Here is a 21,372-nt window from a genome sequence, read left to right as displayed (position 1 = left end):
CGTCAGCCGCGGCGCAGCACCGCCTCCATCACCGCGCGGGCGACCGGCGCCGCGTTGCCGCCGCCGCTGATGTCCGCACGGTCGGCCGCGGCGTCCTCGACGACGACCGCGACGGCGACCCGCGCCGGGCCGCCCGCCGCGTCCTTCGCCCAGGCGATGAACCAGGCGAAGGGGGTGCCGCGGTTGTTCTCGCCGTTCTGCGCGGTGCCGGTCTTGCCGCCGACCACGGTGTCCGGGATGGCGGCGTTGCGTCCGGTTCCCGACCGGACGACCTCGGTCATCATCGTCTGCATGTCCCGGGCCACCACCGCGTCCATCACCTGCCCGTAGGCCCGGTCGCCGGTGAGCGCGACCGGCAGCCCGGAGCTGTCGGTGGTGCGGTCCACCAGGTGCGGGTACATCAGCGTGCCGTCGTTGGCGACCGCCGCGGCGACCATCGCCATCTGCAGGGGCGTGGCGCGGGTGTCGTACTGGCCGACGGAGGACAGGGCCAGTTGCGCGTCGTCCATGCGGCGGTCGAAGACGCTGACCGCCGCGTGCGAGGGGATGCCGAGCGAGTCGTCGTTGAAGCCGAAGGCCTCCGCCGTCTCCCGCATCGCGGTCAGGCCGACGTCGTCGCCGAGCTTGCCGAAGACGGTGTTGCAGGAGATGGCGTACGCGTACAGCAGCGGCGCGTCCTCGCAGTCCTCGGCGTCGGACTCGTTGCGCAGCGAGGTGGTCGAGCCCGGCAGCCGGTAGGGGTTGGGCGAGTCGGTCGGTTCCTCGATGTCGGTGATCGTGCCGCTGGTCAGCGCCGCCACCGCGGTCACCGTCTTGAACGTCGAACCCGGCGGGTACGTCTGGCGCAGCGCCCGGTTGAGCATCGGCTGGTCGCGGTCGGAGATCAGCGACTCCCACGCCGCGGTGACCTTCGGACCCGTCCCGGCGATCCGCCCGGGGTCGTACGAGGGGGTGCTCACCAGCGCCAGGATCCGGCCCGTGGCCGGGTCGAGGGCGGCGACCGCGCCCTTCTTGCCGCCCAGCGCCTCGTACGCGGCCCGCTGGGCGGACCGGTCGATGGTGGTCCGGACGTCGCCCGCGGGCTGCGGCTGCCGGGTGATGGCGTTCCACACCGGCAGGGTGGCCAGTTGCGGGGAGGTGCCGGACAGGACGGGGTCCTCGGCGGCCTCCAGCAGCGTCGTGCCGTACGTCTGGGAGGCGAACCCGGTGACGGGCGCGTACAGGGGGCCGTCGGTGTAGGTGCGCTCGTAGCCGAGCGGGCCGCTGGTGGCGCGGGAGCCGGTCACCGCGTGCTTGCCGGCGAAGATGTCGCCGCGGGGCCGCTCGTAGCGCGCGATGGCCACCCGGCGGTTGGCCGGGTTCTCGTTGTAGGCCGGGGCGCTGAAGACCTGCAGGCGGGTGGCGTTCACCAGGAGCGCGACGAAGAGCAGCATGCAGAAGGCGGCGGCCCGGCGGGCGTGCGGGATCACCCCGGCACCGCCGGGACCGGGCCGGGGACGGGCCGCCGGGCGGTGTCGCTGAGCAGCACCAGCAGCGCCACCATCACCCAGTTGGTGACGACGGAGGAACCGCCCTGCGCCAGGAACGGCATCGCCATGCCGGTGAGCGGGATCAGGTCGGTGACCCCGCCCGCGATCACGAAGACCTGGAGCGCCCAGATCGAGGCCAGCCCGATCGCCAGCAGCCGCCCGAACGGGTCGCGGATGGCGAGCCCCGCGCGGTAACCCCGCGCCACGAGCAGCCCGTAGAGCAGGAACAGCGCGGTCAGCCCGGTCAGCCCCAGTTCCTCGCCCGCCGTGGCCAGGACGAAGTCGGACTTGGCGGCGAAGCCGATGAGGGCCGAGTGCCCCTCGCCCAGGCCCGTGCCCAGCAGGCCGCCGGCCGCGAACGCGAACAGCGACTGGGCCAGCTGCCCCGGTCCCTGCCCGGCATCGATGCTCGCGAAGGGGTGCAGCCAGTCCTGCACCCGGGAGTGCACGTGCGGTTCGAGGGAGCCGACCAGGAACGCGCCCGCGCCCGACAGCAGCAGCCCGATCGCGATCCATCCGGTCCGCCCGGTCGCGACGTACAGCAGGATCACGAACAGCCCGAAGAACAGCAGGGATGTGCCGAGGTCGCGCTCCACCACCAGCACGCCCACGCTGATCGCCCAGACCGCCAGCACCGGCCCGAGCACCCGGCCGGTCGGCAGCTGCAGCCGCCGGAAGCGCCAGATGTGGCGGCCGGTGTGGGCGAGCGCGCTGCGGTTGTCCGCCAGGTACGCGGCGAAGAACACCGCGAGCAGCACCTTGGCGAACTCGCCGGGCTGGATGGACAGTCCCCCGAAGCGGATCCAGAGCTTCGCCCCGTTCACGGCCGGGAAGAGGATCGGCGCGATCATCAGCGCGAGCGCGGCCACCACGCACACGTACGCGTACACCGACAGCGCCCGGTAGTCCCGCAGCGCGAGGACCACCAGGAGGAACAGCGCGACCCCGGCCCCCGACCAGACCAGCTGCGCGGGCGCGGCGGAGTCCGGGGTGGACAGGTCCAGGCGGTGGATCAGCACCAGGCCCAGGCCGTTGAGCAGCACCGCGATCGGCAGCAGCAGCGGGTCGGCGTACGGCGCGCGCAGCCGGACCGTCAGGTGCGCCAGCAGGGACAGCGCCCCGAGGGCGGCCCCGTAGCCCGCGGCGCCGGGCGGCAGGGTGCCGTCCCTGGCCAGGCCGACGTTGCAGTAGCCGTACACCGAGATCAGGACCGCCGCGCACAGCAGCCCCAGCTCCACACCGCGGCGGCGGTGCGGCGGCGCACCGGGCCCGGGCTCCTCCAGGCTCCGCCGGGGGGACTCCCACTCGGGCGAAGCATTGGGGGAGGGTGCACTCATGGGCGAAAGGTATCAAAAGGACATCATTCGCCCATGGTGTTCGGCCGCTGCCGGGTCCTCATGGCGCTGTCGGTGGGGGCGGCTACCGTGGCGGCATGACCCACAAGGCGCCGACTTCTCTGGACGAGCTCCCGTACGCCCATGTGCTGGAGCCCTTCGCCGAGTCCCGGCTCTTCGTCGAGGAGCGGTACGACACGCTGCACTTCGCCGGGCTCACCCTCGACGACCAGGACGCGGGCGGCGCCCAGTTCCTCGAGTGCGCCGTCACCGACTCCGTCCTCAACGGCGGCAGCCTGCGCCGGGGGCGGCTCAACGAGGTGTGGCTCCAGGGCGACCGGTTCGTCGGCACCTCCTTCGCCGAGACCAACTGGACGGACGTCACCGCGGACTCGTGCGTGTTCGCCGGGGTCGAGGCCTTCGGGGCAGTGCTGCGGCGCGTGGTCTTCCGCCGCTGCAAGTTCGACTCCGTCAACCTGCGCGGCGGCTCGCTCCACGAGGTCGTCTTCGAGGACTGCGTCCTGCGCGACGTCGACCTCGGCGGCGCGCGGCTGAAGGAGGTCGCCTTCCCGGGCACCCAGCTCGAACGGCTGCGCATCGGCCAAGCCGAACTCAAGAGCACGGACCTGCGCGGCACCACCCTCCTCGACCTCGCCGACGGCCACGAGTACCTGCGCGGCGCGATCATCGGCAGCGCTCAGCTGCTCGACCTCGCCCCGGCCCTGGCCGCCGCCCTCGGCATCGAGGTCCGCGACGACGACCGGGGCACCACCCGCCGCTGACCGCGCGCCCGCGCACCCGGCAGGGGCGCGGTCACCCCGACACGACCGGCGCAGGGCCGCGGAATCCGTGCCACCGCCGGAGAATCGCGGACATGGGAAAGACTTATGCACGCATCGACGGGCGCCTGCGCGCCTTCATCGAAGAGCAGAAGATCTTCTTCACCGCCACCGCGCCCCTGTCGGGCGACGGCCGTGTCAACCTCTCGCCCAAGGCCCTCGACGGGTCCTCCGCCCTCCTCGACGACCACACCTTCGTCTACGCCGACCTCGGCGGCAGCGGCGCGGAGACCATCGCCCACCTCAGGGAGAACGGCCGCATCACCCTGATGTGGTGCGCCTTCACCGGGCCGCCGTCCATCGTGCGCGTCCACGGGCGCGGCGAGGCGGTGCTCCGCGACGACCCCCGCTGGGACGCGCTCGTCCCGCACTTCTCCGACGAGGTCCGCAAGCGCACCGACGTGCGCGCGATCATCGTCGTCACCGCCGAACGGATCAGCGACAGCTGCGGGTTCGCCGTGCCGTACATGGACTTCCGCGAGGAGCGGGACCTGCACACGCAGCGCTTCTCGCGCGAGACCGACGCGTCCTTCAACGACTACTGCGCCGCCAAGCCCCATGTCGGTACCAGCCTCGACGGCCTCCCGGCCCTCCCGCTCCCGCTGCCACCCCGGACCTCCTGACCCGGCGCCCGTGCCCCGCCGACGGCTCAAGTCGACGCGGTGCGGTGGTGATTGGGGCGCACGGGCGATTCCCGAACGCGCTCTTGCGGCGACAGGATCCCTCTGTCGTACTTGTACGGCCGTATGTCCGGAACCGGAGAGGTGGTCCCCCCATGCCCGTACGGCCCGTACGAGGTCGCCACCGCAGACCCCAGCCGCCCGGCCGCCTCTCGCAGATGTCCGTGGCCGTGACGGCCGCGTCCGGTGCGGGGCTGGCGCTGCCGCTGATCGCCGCGACCGGCGCGGGGGCGGCGACGGCCGGCACCTGGGACAAGGTCGCGCAGTGCGAGAGCAGCGGCAACTGGAGCATCAACACGGGCAACGGCTACTACGGCGGGCTCCAGTTCACCCCGTCGACGTGGAAGGCCTACGGGGGGACGAAGTACGCCTCACGCGCCGACCTCGCCACCAGGGACCAGCAGATACGCGTCGCGGAACGCGTGCTGGACGGGCAGGGGCCGGGGGCGTGGCCCGTGTGCTCGCAGCGCGCCGGGCTGACGCGGGGCGGACCGGAGCCGCGCACGAAGCTCCCCGCGCAGAAGAAGACGCGGACGGAACAGCCCTCCGCGCAGGAGAAGGTGACGAAGCCTCAACGGCAGCCGGAGCACCGGCAGGAGGGCCACGAGGCGTCCTACCGGGTCGTCAGCGGGGACACCCTCTCCGGCATCGCCGAGGAGCAGGACGTCCGCGGCGGCTGGTCGCGGCTCTACGACGCGAACCGCCCGGTCGTCGGCGCCGACCCGGACCTCATCTTCCCGGGCCAGGAACTGGCGCTGCCGGGCGGCACGGCCAAGGCGGCGCCGCACACCAAGCCGCCGGCCACGTCCGCGAAGCCCGCGGCGAAGGCCAAGCCCGCGGCCGGGCCCAAGACCAAGGCCAAGGAAAAGGCCAAGCCCAAGGCCAAGCCCGCCGCCGCCACCGCGTTCGTGGCGCCGGTCAGCGGATCGCTGGGCACCCCCTACCACCGGGCCGGCGCGCACTGGGCCAGCGGTTACCACACCGGGCAGGACTTCGCCGTCCCCACCGGGACCTCGGTGAAGGCCGTGGCCTCCGGCACCGTCGTCGAGGCGGGCTGGGGCGGGGCGTACGGCTACCAGGTGGTCGTCCGGCACGAGGACGGGATGTACACGCAGTACGGCCACCTCTCGTCGCTGACCGTACGGGCCGGGCAGACGGTGTCCGCGGGACGGCAGGTGGGACGCTCGGGGTCCACGGGCAACACGACCGGGCCGCACCTGCACTTCGAGGTCCGCACCGGCGAGGGCTACGGGACGGACGTGGACCCGGTGGCCTACCTGCGCCGGCACGGAGTGCGCATGTGATGTGCGGCGGGGCGGCCCGTGCGGACCGCCCCGCGGCACGCCGCCGCACGTCAGCGTTCGCGCTCCACCAGGTCCTTGAAGCGCCGCAGGTCGTCGCGGACCGTCCGTTCGATCGCGCTGACCTGGGCGAAGCCCTTGGGGCCGCCGAAGGCCTCGCGTACCTCGCCGGCGTCGTACTCCATGCGGACCTGCACCCGGCTGTGCTGCTCGTCGATCGGCAGGACCGAGCACGTCCCGCTCATCTCCGGCGTGCCGCTGGTGCGCCAGGCCATCTCACGGGTCGCACCGCGCGCCTGCGGCCGGTCGGAGATCTCCGCCTCGATGGAGGCGTCCTCGCCGCCGCCGCGGGCCACCTCCAGCCGCGCCCTGCTCTCCCCCTCGGCCGCGGCGTCCAGGACGCCGCCGACGAACTGCGGATACTCGCCCACACTGTGCAAGTGCTTCCACGCCACCTCGGACGGAACGCCGAGGTCGATCTGTTCCTCGAGTCTGCTCATGGACTGCCACCTGCCTTCCTTCCTCCAGCCTGCGCCCGCGGCGTCGCCCCCGCCACGTTGCCCGTGCGGTGCCCCGGGCGGCGGTCCGCCCGGGGCACCGCACCGGTCAGGCCACGCTGCCGATGGACTCCGGCGTGACGGTGGCGGGCGTCGTCGGCATCACGGCGGGAACGCTGTCCGGGACCTCGGTGACCGCCTCGGTCACCGCGACCCGGCCGCCGAGGCGCGGCGCGGCGGTGAGGCCCGCGTCGCCCTCCAGCAGGAGGCGTACGGCCGCCCAGGGCAGGTTCACCCCGGTGAAGGCCGTCTGGAAGATCCCGGCGGAGGGCCGGGGGTTGGCCTCCAGCAGGACCGGCTCCCCGAAGCGGTGGCGCAGCTGCACATTGGAGAGGTACGCCAGGCCGAAATGGGCGATCAGCCGCCGGGCGATGCCGGTCATCTCCGGGTCGTCCAGCAGCAGCCGGTAGCGGCCCTCCTTGGCACGCGGGATCGCGGCGAGCAGTTCGCCGCCGCGGGTGGACAGGCAGTCGACGCTGACCTCGGGCCCCTCCAGGTAGGGCATGACGATCAGTGCGGGCACCTGCTCGCCCTCGTCGGCGGCCTGCTTCATCGCCTGGGCGACCGCGTCGACCGAGGCCATGGGACGGGCCGGGGCCAGCAGGTCGCGCAGGACCATCGGCCGGTCCTCCAGGATGCGGAACCCGAAGGCGGAGAACTCGCCCGCGGGCTTGAAGCAGAGCGTCTCACCGGTCGCCGACAGCTCCTCCACGGCTGTCCGCAGCCCGTCGGCGTCCTTCACCACCCGCCACGGCGGCACCGGGATGCCGGCGGCGAGCGCCTCCTCATATGTACGGCTCTTGTTGGTCAGCACTTTGACGGAGCGGGCCGGGGAGCACATCAGCCGTGTGCCCACGGCGGCGAACTCGTCCGACAGTCCGGCCAGTGCGCTCAGCCGCCGGGGCGGGATGAGCACGTCGATCGCGTGGCGGCGGCAGAAATCGAGGGCGAATTGGGCGTACACCGGGTCGGCGACGTGCCGGGGTTCGACCTCGGCGACGTCGCAGGCCGCGAGCGCGGCCGCGGTGGGATCGACGTTGGTGCCGTAGATGCGCACATCCACGGCATCGGGGTTCGCGCGCAACATGGCCATCACCTGTGTGGTGGCCACCCCCGCGCTGCTGAGCCATATTCGGAGGGCTATCGGACGCTCCCCTCAGTGCCGGGACGGCCGGCCCGTGGGCATGCAGGCATGCTGCGGCACGGGCTTCCGCCGTTCGGGATCATGTGTGAGGCGGATCATACTGCCGTTCGATGACGCCGGTGTTTCCGGTCCGCGGAGCGCAAGGGAAGGGCACACGGCGTGCCGTCACCCGACCGCCGCACGGGGCGGGCGGCGCGGGGGCGGCGGGCGAACGCTGGAAGGCGACCTCCATCCCTTCCGTGAAAGAGGGACGACGCTCCCATGGACATCGACACCGATCCGATCCCCCGCATCCCGCCCCGCCCGCGCCGCATACGCACGGCCGCGCCCCTGACGGCGGTGCTCGCCGCGGCGGCCCTGGCCGCCGCCCCCGTCGGCGCCGCGGCAGCCCCCGGCGACGGCCGTACGGGCTCCGGCAAACCCACCGTGGTGCTCGTGCACGGCGCTTTCGCCGACGCGTCCAGCTGGAACGAGGTCGTCCGCCGCCTGGAGGGCGAGGGGTACGACGTGATCGCCCCCGCCAACCCGCTGCGCGGCCTGACCAACGACTCCACGTACATCGCCAGCGTGCTCAGGAGCGTCAAGGGCCCGATCGTGCTGGCCGGCCACTCCTACGGCGGCGCCGTGATCAGCGAGGCGGCCGCCGGCAATCCCCAGGTCAAGGCGCTGGTGTTCGTCTCCGCCTTCATGCCGGACCGGGGCGAGACGCTCGCCGCACTGGGCGCGAAGTTCCCCACCACCGGCCTGGACGGCGCCCGGCGCACGGTGCCGTACCGCGACGCGACGGGCAGTGGTGTCGACGTGTACGTCCGCGACTCCCGCTTCCACAGCGTTTTCGCCGCCGACCTCCCCGCGGCGCAGGCCCGGCTGATGGCCGCCGAACAACGGCCCATCGCCACCGCGGCGTTCACCCAGGCGGCGACCGGCGCGGCCTGGCGGACCGTGCCGTCGTGGGCCCTGGTCGCCACCGAGGACCACGCCATCAACCCCGCCCTGGAGCGCTTCGAGGCCGAGCGCGCCGGCTCCCGCACCGTGGAGGTCGCCTCCTCGCACGTCGCGATGATCTCCCATCCCGACGTGGTGACCCGGCTCATCCGCGAGGCCGCGGCCTCCGCCGCCGCGCCCGCCGCGGCGACCACCGGCGCCCCCGCCCTGGCCGCCACCGGCTGGCGCGAGACGGTCCTGACCGCCATCGGCGGCATCGCGGGCGCCGCGCTCATCATGGGCGGCGTCGCCCTCGCCCTCGCCCGCAAGTCCCGCGGCTGACCGCCTGCGGTGGGCGGGACGGTGCGCACCCGCCCACCGCGGTGGCCCGCGGTTCGTCAGTCCTCGCGCACGGCGATCGCGGCCATGTGCTCCGGGCCCGCGGCGACGTCGTGGACCCGCCAGCCGGCGGGGCCGGGCGGCGGAGTGGCGTCGGTGCCGAGGTAGTCGGCGGAGGGCTCGCGGGACAGGCCGGTGCCCAGTGCCTTGAGGTAGGCCTCCTTGCGGACCCAGGCGCGGGCGAAGGCGGGCGCGCGGTCCGGTTCCGCGAGGGCCTCCAGCTCCGCGACCTCGCGCGGGTGGAGCGACTGCCACACCCCGTCCGGGGCCGCCCCGCGGGGCACCTCCTCCACGTCGGCCCCCACCGTGACCGCGGCGAAGGCGAGCAGCGACAGCCCCCGGGTGTGCGAGAGCGAGAAGTGCGGCCGGCCCTGCGGCACCGCGGGCCGGCCGTGGGGGCCGCCGCAGGTGGGGCAGGTCTCGCGGACGAACGCCACCGCGCCGGGGGCGGTGCCGAGGTAGGCGCCCAGCAGCATCCGCAGCGCCACGTGCGCGCAGACATAGGCGTCCCGGTCGCGGTCGAAGCGGAACGCCGCCGCGCGCCGGCGTTCGTCGGCGTCCAGCACGTCCGGCGCGAGCCGGGCGGCGTCCACCGCGGTGGCGGCGGTGTCCACCAGCCAGAGCCGGGGCGGCCCGCCGGGTGCGGGCGGCGCCGGGTCGGGGGGCGGGGCCCCCGGGTCGAACGGCTGCGGGACGAGCGTCACGGCCGTACGTCCCGCACGATCGCGTAGGCCTCGACCTCCAGCAGCAGCTCCGGCCGGAAGAGGGCGGCCACCTGCACCGCGGTGCTGGCGGGCGGGCGGGCGGTGTCGATGTGGGCGTCCCGCGCCGCGCGCACGGCGGGCAGGACGGCGACGTCCGTGACGAAGAAGGTCAGCTTGGCGACATCGCCCCAGTCCGCCCCGGCCGCCGCCAGGCAGCGCCCGAGGTTCGCGAAGACCTGGCGGGCCTGCGCCGCCGGATCGCCGGGGCCGACGACCTCGCCGTCGGCGTCCAGCGCGATCTGGCCGGAGATCGCCACGAAGCGGCCCTCGCCCATGACGACGTGGCTGTAGCCGCCGGCGGGGGCGATCCCGTCCGGCGCGGCGATGTGGGTGAGGTGCGACATCGGGTTCCCCCCTGGGACGTACGGGCGACGGCGGTCCATGATCCCGCACGGTCCCGCGGGGCCGCCATCGGCTACGTCACAGCGGATGTCATGGGAGAGTGATTCTCTGGGCATAAATGGTCATAAGGTGCGGAGACAGGAGGTTCCCCACATGTCCCACTCCGAAACGTACGAACTCACGTTCCCCGTTTCCGGTGACACCGTGGTCGTCCGGCGCACCGAGCGCAAGGGTGCCGGAGGGCATCCCGTCTACAGCGACGACACCGGCATCGTGCAGGCGGAGATCAGCGACCGCGGCGAGGTCCGCATGCTCGCCACCGGCGGGCACCAGCGTCCGGACATGCCTTCGCGCGCCAGGCCGAACTGAGCGGCGACCGCCCCGTTCCCGAAGCGCCGCCCGCCGGGCCCCCGGCCACCGGAGCGCCGTCCGCACCCTCTCCGCGGCGCCCACTGCCGGAGGCGGCCCGGCGGGCGCGCCCATGTCCTTCGCCGCCCTGCCGGGGCGGGTCCCGTCTCACCGCTGACGTCGGCCGCACGGGTGGGCGGTCAGGCCGGTGCCTGCGCGCCGTCGAAGACCCTGTCCAGGAAGGCCGCCAGATTGGCCCGTGCGCGCGCCACGCGCTCCTCCGGTGTCAGCGTCTCCTCCATGCGCCGCACCAGGGCCGAGGTCTTCTTGCCGCGGACGTACAGCGAGCAGGCGAGGTCCGCGCAGATGTAGGTGCCGACGGTGTTGCCCTGGCGCCCCGCGGGGCCGACCTTCGGCGCGGCGAGCAGGTCGACGCCCGAGCCGGCGTGCGAGGTGAGGCAGATGGAGCACAGGCTGGTCCTGAGCAGGCTCCTGCTCGCCGAGGAGGGCGCCCGCATCGACAGGCCCACCAGGCAGCCCTGCCGCTCGGCCACCAGGTAGCCGCGGTCCGGGGCCCCGGGGTCGCGCCACCCGAGGAAGTCGAGGTCCGCCCAGGGCAGCCCGTGCAGGTCGCGCGGCAGGTTGGCCCGGCGCGCCTCGCCCTTGGAGCAGTTGACGAACGCGTCGCGGATCTCGTTCTCGGTGAGCGGGTCCATGGTGCCGGAAGCTAACACCGGCGCGCGGGGGCTGTCGCGGGGATTTCGGGCGTCTCCGTGTCGCTCACCGCATACGACGGCGCCGGGTGTCCCCCCGCGGGACCTCCCGCCGCCGTCGCCGCCCCCAGTGCCGGCCCGCTGCTGCTGCAGTCACCGCTGTCGCCCGAGATCCGGCCGAGGTCGGTGCCGCCGGAGAAGAGGGCGCTGCCGCCGGCGCCCGGCTCGGCGCACACGCCGGTCCGGACGTGCCCGCTCGACTGCCGCGCACCCGGGAGTTCTTCCGGTCGCCGGCGCCGTGCGCCGCGCGGCAAGCATGTTCACGCCAAACGCCGCCGAGTATTCCCGGGCGTTCCGGCGACCGGCAGGGCCGGACCGGGGTCTGCGCAGGCGTCGCACAGGACATCCCGAGTCCCTTGGAGGAACCTCTCCCGGGCCGGCGGAACCCGGCCATCCGCTTCTCCCGGAGCGTCGCGGTCCGCCCGGACCTGCCCGGGGCGCCCCGGCGCCGCGGGTGTCGGCACAGGCCGGAGCCCGTCAACGGCCGCCGCCGCGAGGGGTGTCCAGGGCCGCCGGAGCGCTCCCGGGGCGTCCCGGGAGATCCCGGCCCGCTCTGCGGAATTCATGGCCAAAGCCCGGGCTTTTCCTGCCTGATTCCGGCGTTCCGCGGACGGGGCAGGGGTATGAGGCGGTCGGTGGGGATGGCCGAAAAGCATTCCTGGCCCGCCGTACGGGGCCGGGAGGGGGGGCACGTGGTGGACAAGGCGACGGCGTACGCGCACACGCACACTCCGGCAACGGAGGCTCCCGGGGGCACCCTGCCGGTCGCGGCCGCGGCGGCGGTCCGCATCCCGGGGCCCTCGGCGTTCAACTCCGCCCTCTGGCAGGTCGAACCGCAGGTCGCGGCCTGGGCGCTGCACACCGGACTGCTGTCGGAACAGACCGCGGAACAGGCCCGCCGCGAACGGCACGCGGCCATGGCCGCCCATGTGTGGCCCTGGGCGCCGAGCCGCCGGCTCACCGAACTGGCCCGGCTGACGCTGTGGATGTTCGCCGTCGACGACCGCAGTGACGCCCTGGCGCGCGACCCCGCGGCGGTCCACGCCGAACTGGACGCCATGATCCGCACCGTCGCCCTCGCGGCACCGGCCGGCGCGGCCCCGGCCCCGCCGGCGGTCCGCGCCCTGGCCGACATCGTGCCGCGGATCGGCGCGGCGATGGGACCGGCCTGGCGCGACCGGTTCGGCGCGCACCTGGCCGCCTGGCTCCGCACCAACCAGGACATGCTCCGGCACCGCGCCGACCACGCCGTGCTCACCCCGGAGGCGTACGCCGCCTGGCGGCGGGTCTCCGGTGCGACGGGCTGGTTCTTCGACCTCATCGAGTACGCCGAGGACGCGGAGCTCACACCGGCCGAGTGGTCGGCGCCGGCCTGCCGCAGGCTGCGCGAGGCGGCCGCCGACGTCATCGGCTGGACCAACGACCTCTTCTCGCTCGACAAGGAACTGGCGAGCGGCGAGACCGCCAACCTCGTGCTCGTGCTCCGCCACCACCGGCGGCTGCCGCTGCGCGAGGCCGTCGCCGAGGCGCAGCGCCTGCACACCCGCCGTGTCGCCGAACTCACCGCCGCGGGCCGCGCCCTGCGCGCCGAGCCCACCACGGCCGTCCGCCGTGCCGCGATCCGCCGCTACACCGACGGCATCCACGCCTGGGCCCGCGGCTTCCTCGACTTCTCGCGCGCCTCCGCCCGCTACGCCGCCGGCGGGACCCGGGCACAGGGGCGAAATTCGGTCCCTGGCCGCAACAATGGCTTGTTAGGTTCGTGACGGCTTCGGGGGCGCGGTCGGTGAATGGGGAGGGTTCTGATGGAGGATGCTGCGCCGCTCGGTCTTGTCGGGGTGGACTCCGAGGCGGAGAAGGCCTACCGCCACCTGCTCGCACGCGGTGGCGGGACCGTCGGCGACGTGGCGGCCGCCTTCGGTGTGAGCTATCCCGAAGGGCTGGCGCTGCTGGAGCGGCTGCACCGCTTCGGGCTGGTCAGCCGCCGTCTGTCGGGCGAGTTCCTCACCGTCGACCCCCGGCACGCGCTCGGCTCCCTGGTGGAGTCGCGGGAACGCCAACTGGCCTCCGTGCGCGACGCGGCGGGCTCGCTCGGCGCGATCTTCGACACCGCGAAGCGGGCCAGGAACGGCAGCCACGGGACCCTCGTGATCAGCGCGCCGGAGGAGATCGGCGACCGCTACTACCGGCTGAAGCAGGCCGCGCGCGCCGAGATCTGCTGTCTGGACCGGCCTCCGTTCCTGCTCGTCCCGAACGGGCCGCTCGACGAGGCGGCGGTGGGCCGCGGGGTGCGGGTACGGGCCGTCTACGCGGCCGCCAGCTTCGTCGCGGACGGCGGGCGGCAGGAACTCGGCAGCCTGGTGTCGCGGGGGGAGGAGGCCCGGATCATCCCGACGCTGCCGATCAAGCTCGCCATGGCCGACCGGTCGGCCGCGATGGTGTCCCTGAGCCTGGCGGCCGACGACAACGCGTGCCTGTACACCGAGGCGCCCCCGCTGCTGGAGGCCCTTTCCGAACTCTTCGAGCGCTACTGGGCGGCCGCCTCCCCGCTGGCGGGCACCCCCGGCCCCGGTGACCCGCTGCCCGCCCCGGCCGGCGCCCCGCAGGAGGACCGCAAGCCCACGGACGAGGAACGCAATCTCCTCGCGCTGTTCGCGGCCGGCGTCAAGGACGAGGCGATCGCCCGGCAGTTCGGGATCTCGTCGCGGACCCTGCGCCGCCGTATTCAGGACCTTTACGCGGAATTGGGGACGACCAACCGATTCGGTGCCGGTGTCGCGGCGGCACGCCGCAACTGGGTCTGAGCACGGCGGCCGCAGCCCGCGTCACCGCAGCTCAGCGCAGTGCGTCGCACAACAAGCCCTTTGCTGCGCTCAATTGACGGAGCATCAATACGCGTCAATATGTTTGTAACAAAGCCGGGGAATTGCCGTGGGGGAACGGCCGTCTGTCCAGGTGCGGACATTGGCACTCAAGGGACATGACCTCTTCTTTACAGCGAGGCAAAAGGGTGGCTGACTACGCACATCTTTCGCACGCCTAGCCTCTTGAGGTTCCCCTTGCGTATACCTCCGTCCCCCAGACGCGGGCTGACTGTCGCGGTCGCCGCCCTCGTGGCGCTGACCGCCATCGGGCCTGCCGCGTCGGCCGAGACGCGCACGCCTCCCGCCCCCGCCCCCCAGCCCTCCGCACGTCCCGGCACCTCGGGCACCGTCACGCTGATCACCGGTGACAAGGTCGCGGTGACCGTCGCCGACGGCGGCACCACCGCGACCGTGTCCGACGCGCAGGGCAGGCCGGGCGGCGCCCACGTCATGTCGGTCGGCCCCGACACCTACGTCTACCCGGACGCGGCGCTGCCCTGGATCGCGTCGGGCGCGCTGGACGAGCAGCTGTTCAACGTCAGCGAACTGCTCAGGGACGGCTACGACGACGGCCACAGCGACCGGCTGCCGCTGATCGTCACGTACACCGACGCCGCCGCCCGCGCCCGCAGCGCGCAGACCCCGGACGGCGCGCGGAAGACACTGACGCTCAGCAGCATCCAGGGCGCCGCGATGTCGGCCGAGCACGCGCGGGCGACGGACTTCTGGTCCTCCCTCACCGGTGCCGCCGCCAAGACCGCGCCGGGCGGGCAGCCCTCCGGGCGGCTGGCGGGCGGGATCGCCAAGGTGTGGCTGGACGGCAAGGCCAAGGCGACGCTGTCCGACACCACCGCGCAGATCGGCGCGCCGGAGGTCTGGGCGGGCGGCGACACCGGACAGGGTGTGGACGTCGCCGTCCTGGACACCGGCATCGACGCCGCGCACCCGGACTTCGCGGGGCGGATCGCCGCCTCGCAGAGCTTCGTGCCGGGCCAGGACGTCACCGACCGGCACGGCCACGGCACGCACGTCGCCTCGACGGTCGCGGGCACCGGCGCCGCGTCCGACGGCAAGGAGAAGGGTGTCGCCCCGGGCGCCTCGCTGCACATCGGCAAGGTCCTGGACAACGACGGCAGCGGCCAGGACTCCTGGATCCTGGCCGGCATGGAGTGGGCGGCCCGCGACCAGCACGCGAAAATCGTCAGCATGAGCCTGGGCGGTGCCCCCACCGACGGCACCGACCCGCTCAGCCAGGCCGTGAACAAGCTCAGCGCGGAGACCGGGGCGCTGTTCGTCATCGCCGCGGGCAACTCCGGCCCGGAGCCGTACTCGATCGGCGCGCCGGGCGCGGCGGACGCCGCGCTCACCGTCGGCGCGGTCAACGGCCCCGGCAAGGGAGTGGACCAGCTGGCGGAGTTCTCCAGCCGCGGCCCGCGCGTCGGCGACAACGCCGTCAAGCCCGACCTGACCGCCCCCGGTGTCGACATCCTCGCGGCCCGCTCGCAGTACGCCCCGGAGGGCGAGGGCGCGTACCAGACGATGAGCGGCACCTCCATGGCGACGCCCCATGTCGCGGGCGCCGCCGCCCTGCTGGCGGCGAAGCACCCGGACTGGAGCGGTCAGCAGCTCAAGGAGGCGCTGGTCAGCACCACCGCGAGCACCCGGCGGTTCAGCCCCTACCAGGGCGGCAGCGGCCGGCTCGACATCGCCGCGGCCGTGAAGGCCACCGTGGTCGCCTCCGGCGCCGCGTTCGCCCAGGTCCGCTACCCGTACACGCCCGGCCAGACGGTCCGCAAGGACGTCACGTACACCAACAGCGCGGCCGAGCCGATCACTTTGGACCTGGGCCTGATCGCGGACAACATCCCCGCCGGGCTGTTCACCCTCACCGACAGCCGCCTGACCGTGCCCGCGCACGGCACCGCCACCGTCGGCGTCATCACCCACCTCGACCTGGCCGCCGACAACGCCGCCTACACCAGCCAGCTCACCGCGACCGGCCCCGACGGCGCGGTCCGCGCCCGGACGCCGGTCGGTGTGAACAAGGAGGGCCGGCGCGTCAAGCTGTCGGTCACCGCGAAGGACCGCAAGGGCCGCGGCCTGCCCGGCACCCTCGTGCTGAAGGACGTCGACCGCAACACCATCCCCAAGGTCTACACCGTCGGCTCCTCCGGCACCCTGGACCTCAGCCTGGTCCCCAGCGACTACGCGGCCTGGATGTACGCCGACGTCCCCGGCATCGACGGCACGCACACGCTCGGGTTCGGGCTGTTCTCCGCGCCGCAGGTCGACCTGAGCACGGACCGCTCGCTGCGCTTCGACGCCGCGGACCTCCGCAAGGCCGCGGCGATCACCCCGCAGCCGACCGCCAACAGCTTCCTGCGGGTCGACCAGTACCGGTCGTACGGCGACCTGTTCCCGTTCATGGACAGCTACATGCCGGAGTACTGGCGGTACGACAGCCTCTGGGCGGCCCCGACGTCCAAGGTGACGCACGGCTCGTACACCTTCGCCACCCGCTGGCGGCAGATCCAGCCGCCGCTGACGTTCTCGTCCGGCTCCCAGAGCTACGACGCCGTGACCCTGCAGAGCATGTCGCCCGTGCTGCCCGAGGGCAGCGGCACGTACCGGGCGGTGTGGGCCGGGGACGGCTCGGCCGCGGAGTTCGCCAAGGCCAAGGTCCGCGGTCAGGTGGCGGTCGTCCGCCGCAGCGACGCGGTGTCCGCCCCCGACCAGGCCGCAGCTGCGGCGAAGGCCGGCGCGAAGCTGCTGCTGATCCTCAACGACGGCTACGGGAAGCTGGACCCGTGGGCCGACCTGCCCGACGCGGCCCCGCTGCCGGTGGCCTCGCTCGGCACCGACGACAGCGTCCGCCTGCGCGGCCGGCTCGGCCGGGCCGGGACGGGAACGCTGAAGGTCGTCTCGCACCCGCACCCGCGCTACCTGTACGACCTGGTCCGGCACTACGGCGGCGCGATCCCGCGGACGCTGACGTACCGGCCGGGGCCGGGCGAACTCGCCCGGATCGACGAGTCGTTCCGCGACACCAAGCAGGGCGAGGCGGTCGCACTCCGCGACGACCTGGCCGTGGACACCGGCAGGCCGATGGGCAGCCGGCCGGCAGCGGTCGCGGCTCAGGGGACGCTCACCTCATGGGTCACCGCGGGTCCCGGTGCCGCGTGGGTCTCCAGCGCGGCGGTGAGGGACCTCGGTCTGGGCGGCACGCCGCGCTCGTACAAGGCGCGCGGCACGTACCGGGAGACCTGGTTCGCCCCCGTCGCGCGCCCGCGGCTCCTCAACGACTCCACCCGCACGTCCCCCTTCCGGGTCGGCGACATCATCAGCCCGTCGTCGATCAGCGCCTGGGGTGACTCCGGCGGCCACGCCGGTGTCGTCTGGGCCGACGGGGACACCTCGAAGGTCTCGCTGTACCAGGGCGACCAACTGCTGGGCGAGACGGTCAACGAGGGGATCTTCGCCGTCGAGGGCCTGCCTGCGGAACCGCTGCCCTACCGCCTGGTGGTGGAGGGCAAGCGCGACCTGCCGGGCCGGCCGTACTCCACCCGCACCCGCACCGACTGGGGATTCACCTCCGGCACCACGGACTACACGGTCCTCTCGCCGCTGCCGCTCATCCAGCTGGACTACGCGGTGGCGACCGACCTGTCCGGCCGGGCCGGGCGGCGGACCGCGCTGTCCGTCACCCCGTCGCACCTGGCGGGCGCGACCGGCGCGGGCGCGATCCGCACGGTGACGCTGGACGTCTCCTACGACGACGGCGCCACCTGGCACCGGACCACGCTGTGCCACCGGGGCACGGCCTGGACGGCGCAGCTGAACGCGCCGCGCACGGCCCGGTTCGCGAGTGTGCGGGCGACCGCGAAGGACGCCGCGGGCAACACCGTCAGCCAGACCGTCGTCCGCGCCTTCGGCCTCAAGTAGGGCCGCAGGCAAGGCCAATGGGCCCCTGTCCGCCGTCGTGCGGGCAGGGGCCCGCGGTCCGTACGGCTGTCAGCCCGCGGGGCTGAGGTCCTTGTGGACCGCGCGGGCCACCGCCTCGACGGTGGCGACGCCGGAGGCCATGGTCGCGTTGTCGTGGGTGAGCACCGCGAGGCTGTAGTCGTGGCCGCCGCCGGTGAAGGCGCCGAGGCTGTGCACCCGCCAGCCGTGCGTGGCGCGGGGGAGCCAGCCGTTCTTGACGTGGACCACGGCAGTGGCGGGCGCTCCCGCCGGGGTGCCCCAGCGCTGCGAGGCGATGACCTTGCCCATCAGCTTGAGGGTGTAGGCGCGCGCGTTGTCGTTGAGCACGCGGTTGTGCGCCGTGACCAGGTCCAGCAGCTTCTGCTCGTCGCCGGCCGTGATCTGGGTCAGGCCCCAGTAGCCGCCCGCGCCGGGCACGGTCCGGGTCATCCCGGCCGCGGACAGGAAGCCCTTGATCTTGTCCGGGCCGAGTTGCTTCCACAGCGTGCTCGTCGCGTCGTTGTCCGACTGCGTGATCATCTTCGACGCGAGACCGGTCTCCCGCGCGGTGAGGTAGCGGCCGTGCTGCGTGGCGTCCCGCAGCAGCGCCGCCAGGACGGTGACCTTGACGGTGCTGGCGGAGTCGAACGCCTGGTCCGCCCGGAGCGTGCACACGGTGTTCGTCGTGCGGTCGTGCAGGGACAGCGCGGTGAGGGCGGTCCTGCCCTTGAGGGACGCCGCGATGTCCCGCTGGAGCTTCGCCGCCAGCCCGGGCTTCCCCGAGACGCAGACCGGCTGGGGGGTCGCGGCGACGGCGTTGCCGGCTCCGGCCGCCACGACCGCGGGAACCGCCAGGCCGGCGACGACCGAAGCGGCCCAGAAGCGCCGGGATATTCGTATATGTCCCATTTGTGCCCGCCCATTTCCTGGTAGCCGACGGCCGGTTCGGCTGACCAGTGTGGGCGCACTGATGTACGGAGCGGGATGTGACATCGGCTACGCCGGGCCCCGCGGGCGGGGACTCCGGCGGCCTCTTCGGAGCCGTCACGACAGGGCCCCGGCGCGAGCCCGTACGGGCCTGCCGGGGCCGGGGGAGAGGTCCGGCGCGCGGACTAGCGCACGCCGCGCGGCCGGAACTGGATGCTGATCCGCGGGCCCACCGCGCGCACGCTCTTGGGTACCGCGTGCTCCCAAGTGCGCTGGCACGAACCGCCCATGACGACCAGATCGCCGTGCCCGAGCGGCAGCCGCAGCGCCGCCGCACCGCCGCCGCGCGGACGGAGCGCGAGATCGCGGGGGTCGCCGACGGACAGGATCGCGACCATCGTGTCGTGGGTCGCCGACCGTCCCGTGCGGTCGCCGTGCCAGGCGACGCTGTCGCGTCCGTCGCGGTAGTAGCAGAGCCCGGCTGTGACGAAGGACTCCCCGAGTTCGCGGGCGTAGTGCGTATCGAGGGCGTCCCGGGCCTCGCCGAGGACGGCGTGCGGCAGCGGCGCGCCCTCCGCGTAGTGGCAGAGCAGGCGCGGGACGTCGACCTCGCGCTCGTACATCTGCCGCCGCTCGGCCTTCCACGGGACGGAGCCGGCCAGGTCCTCGAAGAGGGCGTCGGCCCCCTGGAGCCAGCCGGGCAGCAGGTCGATCCAGGCGCCGGCGCCCAGGACCGTCCGCCGCACGCCGTCCAGCGGGCCGAGACGGATGTCGTCGGTCTGGTCGAAGAGCGAGCCCTGCAGCGGTGCGGTCATGGATCCAGCGTAACTCCCCATTCGAACATGTGGGCTATTAATCGAACGTGGCGAGGCCGGACCGCTCCAGTGCCGCCAGGCGCGCGGGGTCGGCCAGGATGTCGATCTCCACGATCCGCCCCCCGCTGACCGTCAGGCTCATGACCGCCGTCAGCCGCCCCTCCGGCGCCGTGACGATGCCGTACGCGCCGTTGACCAGGGCAAGGCGTGTGTGCGCCGCGAAACGCCGGAACAGCATCGCCCGCCCGGCCACCGTGCGCGCCCCGCGTGCCGTCGGCGACAGCCCGGACGCACCCGCCCCGGTGTCCGCCCGCAGCACCACGTCCGGATGGAGCAGCCCCACCAGCGCCTCGAAGTCCCCCGCCCGGGACGCCGCCATGAAGGCGCCGACCACCTCGCGCTGCCGTGCCAGGTCCGCATCGGGCGCCGGGGCCCGGCCCCGCACCCGGCGCCGCGCCCGGCTGGCCAGCTGGCGGGCGGCGGCCGGGGTGCGCCCCACCATCGGCGCGATCTCCTCGAACGGCACCGCGAACATGTCGTGCAGCACGAACGCCAGCCGCTCGGCCGGCGTCAGCGTCTCCAGCACCACGAGCAGCGCCAGCCCCACCGAGTCCGCGAGCAGCGCCTCGTGCTCGGGGTCCCCCGGGCCGTCCTGCGGGGCCACCACCGGATCGGGCACCCGGACCTCCAGCGGCTGCTCGCCCCGCGAGGTCCGCGCGCGCAGCATGTCCAGGCACACCCGGCCGACGACCGTGGTCAGCCAGCCGCCCAGGTTGGCGATGCCGTCCGCCCTGGTGCGGCTGAGCCGCAGCCATCCCTCCTGCACGGCGTCGTCCGCCTCGCTCAGCGAGCCCAGCATGCGGTAGGCCACCGCCCGCAGGTGCGGCCGGTTCTCCTCGAAGCGCCGGGCCAGGAACTCCTCGTCGTCCATCGGTGACCTTCCCTCGTCGTCTCCCGTCGGGGCCATGACGAAGCCAAGCAGGCCGATGTGACAGCGCGGGGCGGCTCACCACCCCGGCATCAGGCGGCCGAGGTGGGAGGAGCGGCGCGCCCCGCTGAGCAGCGCCTGGATACGGCCCCCGGCCTGGTCGGCGCTGTCCAGCGGCGACGTGAACGGCAGCCGGACGTCGCGGTGGACGCGGGGGTACTCGATGCGCAGGGTGATCCCGTACCGGTCGACGGCCAGGGGGAGCACACGCTGCGCCCCGGGCGCGGGCAGCGGCCGCACCAGGCGCATCAGCAGCGGCACGAGCTCGGTGTGGTCGTCGAGCAGATGCGTGAGCATGCCCGCCTCGCACGTGGCCAGCGGGTCGGCGGCCACCGCGACCAGCTCCTCCAGCTCGACCGTGCTCCGCCCGTCCCCGGTCTCCAGGACGGCCTGGGCGAACTCCATGCACTGGCTGTCGGCCGCGTCGGCGCGGTAGGGCGCGGCCAGCCGGCCGGTCACCGTGACCCGGGCGCGCACCCGTTCGCGGACCGGGGTGGGGGCGACATCGGTGAACTCCAGCGCGGCGGGCACCGATTCGGGGCGGGGGAGGGCCGTGTCCAGGGGGTGCAGATGGAGGTGGCCGGCCAGGTCGGCGGCGGTGAGCCGGGAGACCTCCGCGCGGCCGTCGGCGGTGACCACGGTCATCGAGTGCGCCGAGGCGAGGACCGACCGGATGCGCTCGGCGCTGGACGGTGCCAGGGGCGCGGCGAGGGCGGTGTGGAACATGCTGCGCATCCGGATCTCCACTCACGAAGGTCAGCTTAGGTTTGCCTAACCTAACCTACATCCGGATCGCCCGCAGGCGCAGCCCCTGCGTGCCTCGCTTCCCTGGTGACTCCGTACGGGCACGGGCGCCCGCTGCGGCGCCCGTGCCCCCGTACCCC

General features: G+C 73.9%; 19 protein-coding genes. 8 read left to right on the top strand and 11 right to left on the bottom strand.

The window, feature by feature from the left end:
• Positions 1-2 precede the first annotated feature (2 nt).
• Both ACIP9H_RS15290 and ACIP9H_RS15285 read right to left on the bottom strand, forming a co-directional pair.
• Entirely contained in the window at positions 3-1,469 is a 1,467-nt protein-coding gene (locus ACIP9H_RS15290; protein WP_401580419.1) for a penicillin-binding transpeptidase domain-containing protein, read from the bottom strand.
• Positions 1,466-2,866, bottom strand: a complete 1,401-nt coding sequence (locus ACIP9H_RS15285) for an FtsW/RodA/SpoVE family cell cycle protein (RefSeq protein ID WP_401580417.1) — start codon at positions 2,864-2,866, stop codon at positions 1,466-1,468. Before ACIP9H_RS15285 ends, ACIP9H_RS15290 begins: the two co-directional genes overlap by 4 nt.
• A 95-nt stretch (positions 2,867-2,961) precedes the next feature.
• On the opposite strand from ACIP9H_RS15285, the gene ACIP9H_RS15280 reads away from it, so the two are divergent.
• The 3 genes from ACIP9H_RS15280 to ACIP9H_RS15270 all read left to right on the top strand — a co-directional run bounded on the left by ACIP9H_RS15280 (position 2,962) and on the right by ACIP9H_RS15270 (position 5,686).
• The gene (locus tag ACIP9H_RS15280) at positions 2,962-3,645 is read left to right on the top strand and encodes a pentapeptide repeat-containing protein (protein WP_401959368.1); all 684 of its coding nucleotides are present in this window, start codon (positions 2,962-2,964) and stop codon (positions 3,643-3,645) included.
• Between the two features lie 92 nt (positions 3,646-3,737).
• Positions 3,738-4,325 carry a pyridoxamine 5'-phosphate oxidase family protein gene (locus tag ACIP9H_RS15275; protein WP_401580415.1) on the top strand — a complete coding sequence of 196 codons (588 nt, stop codon included), beginning with the start codon at positions 3,738-3,740 and terminating at the stop codon, positions 4,323-4,325.
• Between the two features lie 152 nt (positions 4,326-4,477).
• Positions 4,478-5,686, top strand: a complete 1,209-nt coding sequence (locus tag ACIP9H_RS15270; RefSeq protein WP_401959366.1) for a transglycosylase family protein — start codon at positions 4,478-4,480, stop codon at positions 5,684-5,686.
• A 50-nt stretch (positions 5,687-5,736) separates the two neighbouring features.
• On the opposite strand, the gene ACIP9H_RS15265 is transcribed toward ACIP9H_RS15270, so the two are convergent.
• Together ACIP9H_RS15265 and ACIP9H_RS15260 are read right to left on the bottom strand one after the other, a co-directional pair.
• The gene (locus ACIP9H_RS15265; RefSeq protein WP_401580411.1) at positions 5,737-6,183 is read right to left on the bottom strand and encodes an SRPBCC family protein; all 447 of its coding nucleotides are present in this window, start codon (positions 6,181-6,183) and stop codon (positions 5,737-5,739) included.
• Positions 6,184-6,289: 106 nt separating this feature from the next.
• Positions 6,290-7,351, bottom strand: a complete 1,062-nt coding sequence (locus ACIP9H_RS15260; protein WP_401580409.1) for an ATP-grasp domain-containing protein — start codon at positions 7,349-7,351, stop codon at positions 6,290-6,292.
• A gap of 294 nt (positions 7,352-7,645) precedes the next feature.
• On the opposite strand from ACIP9H_RS15260, the gene ACIP9H_RS15255 reads away from it, so the two are divergent.
• Complete coding sequence (locus ACIP9H_RS15255) at positions 7,646-8,650, top strand: alpha/beta fold hydrolase (protein WP_401580407.1); 1,005 nt, start codon at positions 7,646-7,648, stop codon at positions 8,648-8,650.
• 56 nt (positions 8,651-8,706) lie between these two features.
• Here ACIP9H_RS15255 and ACIP9H_RS15250 read toward each other — a convergent pair whose 3' ends face one another.
• Complete coding sequence (locus ACIP9H_RS15250) at positions 8,707-9,411, bottom strand: 4'-phosphopantetheinyl transferase family protein (protein WP_401580405.1); 705 nt, start codon at positions 9,409-9,411, stop codon at positions 8,707-8,709.
• On the bottom strand, positions 9,408-9,815 hold the full coding sequence (locus ACIP9H_RS15245) for a RidA family protein (RefSeq protein ID WP_360907065.1): 408 nt from the start codon (positions 9,813-9,815) through the stop codon (positions 9,408-9,410). Before ACIP9H_RS15245 ends, ACIP9H_RS15250 begins: the two co-directional genes overlap by 4 nt.
• Before the next feature lie 151 nt (positions 9,816-9,966).
• Here ACIP9H_RS15245 and ACIP9H_RS15240 point away from each other — a divergent pair, with 151 nt between their 5' ends.
• Positions 9,967-10,182: a DUF6296 family protein gene (locus tag ACIP9H_RS15240; RefSeq protein WP_360907063.1), complete on the top strand. Its 216-nt coding sequence runs from the start codon at positions 9,967-9,969 to the stop codon at positions 10,180-10,182.
• A gap of 179 nt (positions 10,183-10,361) precedes the next feature.
• Here the strand turns inward: ACIP9H_RS15240 and ACIP9H_RS15235 are convergent, their stop codons facing one another.
• Entirely contained in the window at positions 10,362-10,877 is a 516-nt protein-coding gene (locus tag ACIP9H_RS15235; protein ID WP_401580402.1) for an FBP domain-containing protein, read from the bottom strand.
• Between the two features lie 749 nt (positions 10,878-11,626).
• On the opposite strand from ACIP9H_RS15235, the gene ACIP9H_RS15230 reads away from it, so the two are divergent.
• From ACIP9H_RS15230 to ACIP9H_RS15220, 3 genes are all read left to right on the top strand, one after another.
• Entirely contained in the window at positions 11,627-12,700 is a 1,074-nt protein-coding gene (locus ACIP9H_RS15230) for a terpene synthase family protein (protein ID WP_401580401.1), read from the top strand.
• A 39-nt stretch (positions 12,701-12,739) separates the two neighbouring features.
• Entirely contained in the window at positions 12,740-13,738 is a 999-nt protein-coding gene (locus ACIP9H_RS15225) for a LuxR family transcriptional regulator (protein ID WP_401580399.1), read from the top strand.
• 255 nt (positions 13,739-13,993) lie between these two features.
• Positions 13,994-17,740 carry a S8 family serine peptidase gene (locus ACIP9H_RS15220; RefSeq protein ID WP_401580398.1) on the top strand — a complete coding sequence of 1,249 codons (3,747 nt, stop codon included), beginning with the start codon at positions 13,994-13,996 and terminating at the stop codon, positions 17,738-17,740.
• A 69-nt stretch (positions 17,741-17,809) separates the two neighbouring features.
• On the opposite strand, the gene ACIP9H_RS15215 is transcribed toward ACIP9H_RS15220, so the two are convergent.
• From ACIP9H_RS15215 to ACIP9H_RS15200, 4 genes are all read right to left on the bottom strand, one after another.
• Positions 17,810-18,667: a serine hydrolase gene (locus ACIP9H_RS15215; protein ID WP_401580396.1), complete on the bottom strand. Its 858-nt coding sequence runs from the start codon at positions 18,665-18,667 to the stop codon at positions 17,810-17,812.
• A 203-nt stretch (positions 18,668-18,870) separates the two neighbouring features.
• Entirely contained in the window at positions 18,871-19,500 is a 630-nt protein-coding gene (locus ACIP9H_RS15210; protein WP_401580395.1) for an alpha-ketoglutarate-dependent dioxygenase AlkB, read from the bottom strand.
• A gap of 37 nt (positions 19,501-19,537) precedes the next feature.
• Entirely contained in the window at positions 19,538-20,431 is an 894-nt protein-coding gene (locus ACIP9H_RS15205; protein ID WP_401580393.1) for a sigma-70 family RNA polymerase sigma factor, read from the bottom strand.
• Between the two features lie 75 nt (positions 20,432-20,506).
• Entirely contained in the window at positions 20,507-21,223 is a 717-nt protein-coding gene (locus ACIP9H_RS15200) for a DUF2470 domain-containing protein (protein WP_401580392.1), read from the bottom strand.
• Positions 21,224-21,372: the final 149 nt, after the last annotated feature.

This window comes from Streptomyces sp. NPDC088732 (assembly GCF_044751205.1).
In the GTDB taxonomy this organism is placed as follows: Bacteria; Actinomycetota; Actinomycetes; order Streptomycetales; family Streptomycetaceae; genus Actinacidiphila.
The sequence above is the reverse complement of the archived record's forward strand: the minus strand, read 5'-3'. Positions and strand labels throughout refer to the sequence as shown.

Coding starts and splice junctions, on each gene's coding strand:
- ACIP9H_RS15285 (WP_401580417.1), bottom strand. CDS start 2,866: ATGAGTGCACCCTCCCCCAATGCTTCGCCCGAGTGGGAGTCCCCCCGG.
- ACIP9H_RS15280 (WP_401959368.1), top strand. CDS start 2,962: ATGACCCACAAGGCGCCGACTTCTCTGGACGAGCTCCCGTACGCCCAT.
- ACIP9H_RS15275 (WP_401580415.1), top strand. CDS start 3,738: ATGGGAAAGACTTATGCACGCATCGACGGGCGCCTGCGCGCCTTCATC.
- ACIP9H_RS15270 (WP_401959366.1), top strand. CDS start 4,478: ATGCCCGTACGGCCCGTACGAGGTCGCCACCGCAGACCCCAGCCGCCC.
- ACIP9H_RS15265 (WP_401580411.1), bottom strand. CDS start 6,183: ATGAGCAGACTCGAGGAACAGATCGACCTCGGCGTTCCGTCCGAGGTG.
- ACIP9H_RS15255 (WP_401580407.1), top strand. CDS start 7,646: ATGGACATCGACACCGATCCGATCCCCCGCATCCCGCCCCGCCCGCGC.
- ACIP9H_RS15245 (WP_360907065.1), bottom strand. CDS start 9,815: ATGTCGCACCTCACCCACATCGCCGCGCCGGACGGGATCGCCCCCGCC.
- ACIP9H_RS15240 (WP_360907063.1), top strand. CDS start 9,967: ATGTCCCACTCCGAAACGTACGAACTCACGTTCCCCGTTTCCGGTGAC.
- ACIP9H_RS15235 (WP_401580402.1), bottom strand. CDS start 10,877: ATGGACCCGCTCACCGAGAACGAGATCCGCGACGCGTTCGTCAACTGC.
- ACIP9H_RS15225 (WP_401580399.1), top strand. CDS start 12,740: ATGGAGGATGCTGCGCCGCTCGGTCTTGTCGGGGTGGACTCCGAGGCG.
- ACIP9H_RS15215 (WP_401580396.1), bottom strand. CDS start 18,667: ATGGGACATATACGAATATCCCGGCGCTTCTGGGCCGCTTCGGTCGTC.
- ACIP9H_RS15210 (WP_401580395.1), bottom strand. CDS start 19,500: ATGACCGCACCGCTGCAGGGCTCGCTCTTCGACCAGACCGACGACATC.
- ACIP9H_RS15205 (WP_401580393.1), bottom strand. CDS start 20,431: ATGGACGACGAGGAGTTCCTGGCCCGGCGCTTCGAGGAGAACCGGCCG.
- ACIP9H_RS15200 (WP_401580392.1), bottom strand. CDS start 21,223: ATGCGCAGCATGTTCCACACCGCCCTCGCCGCGCCCCTGGCACCGTCC.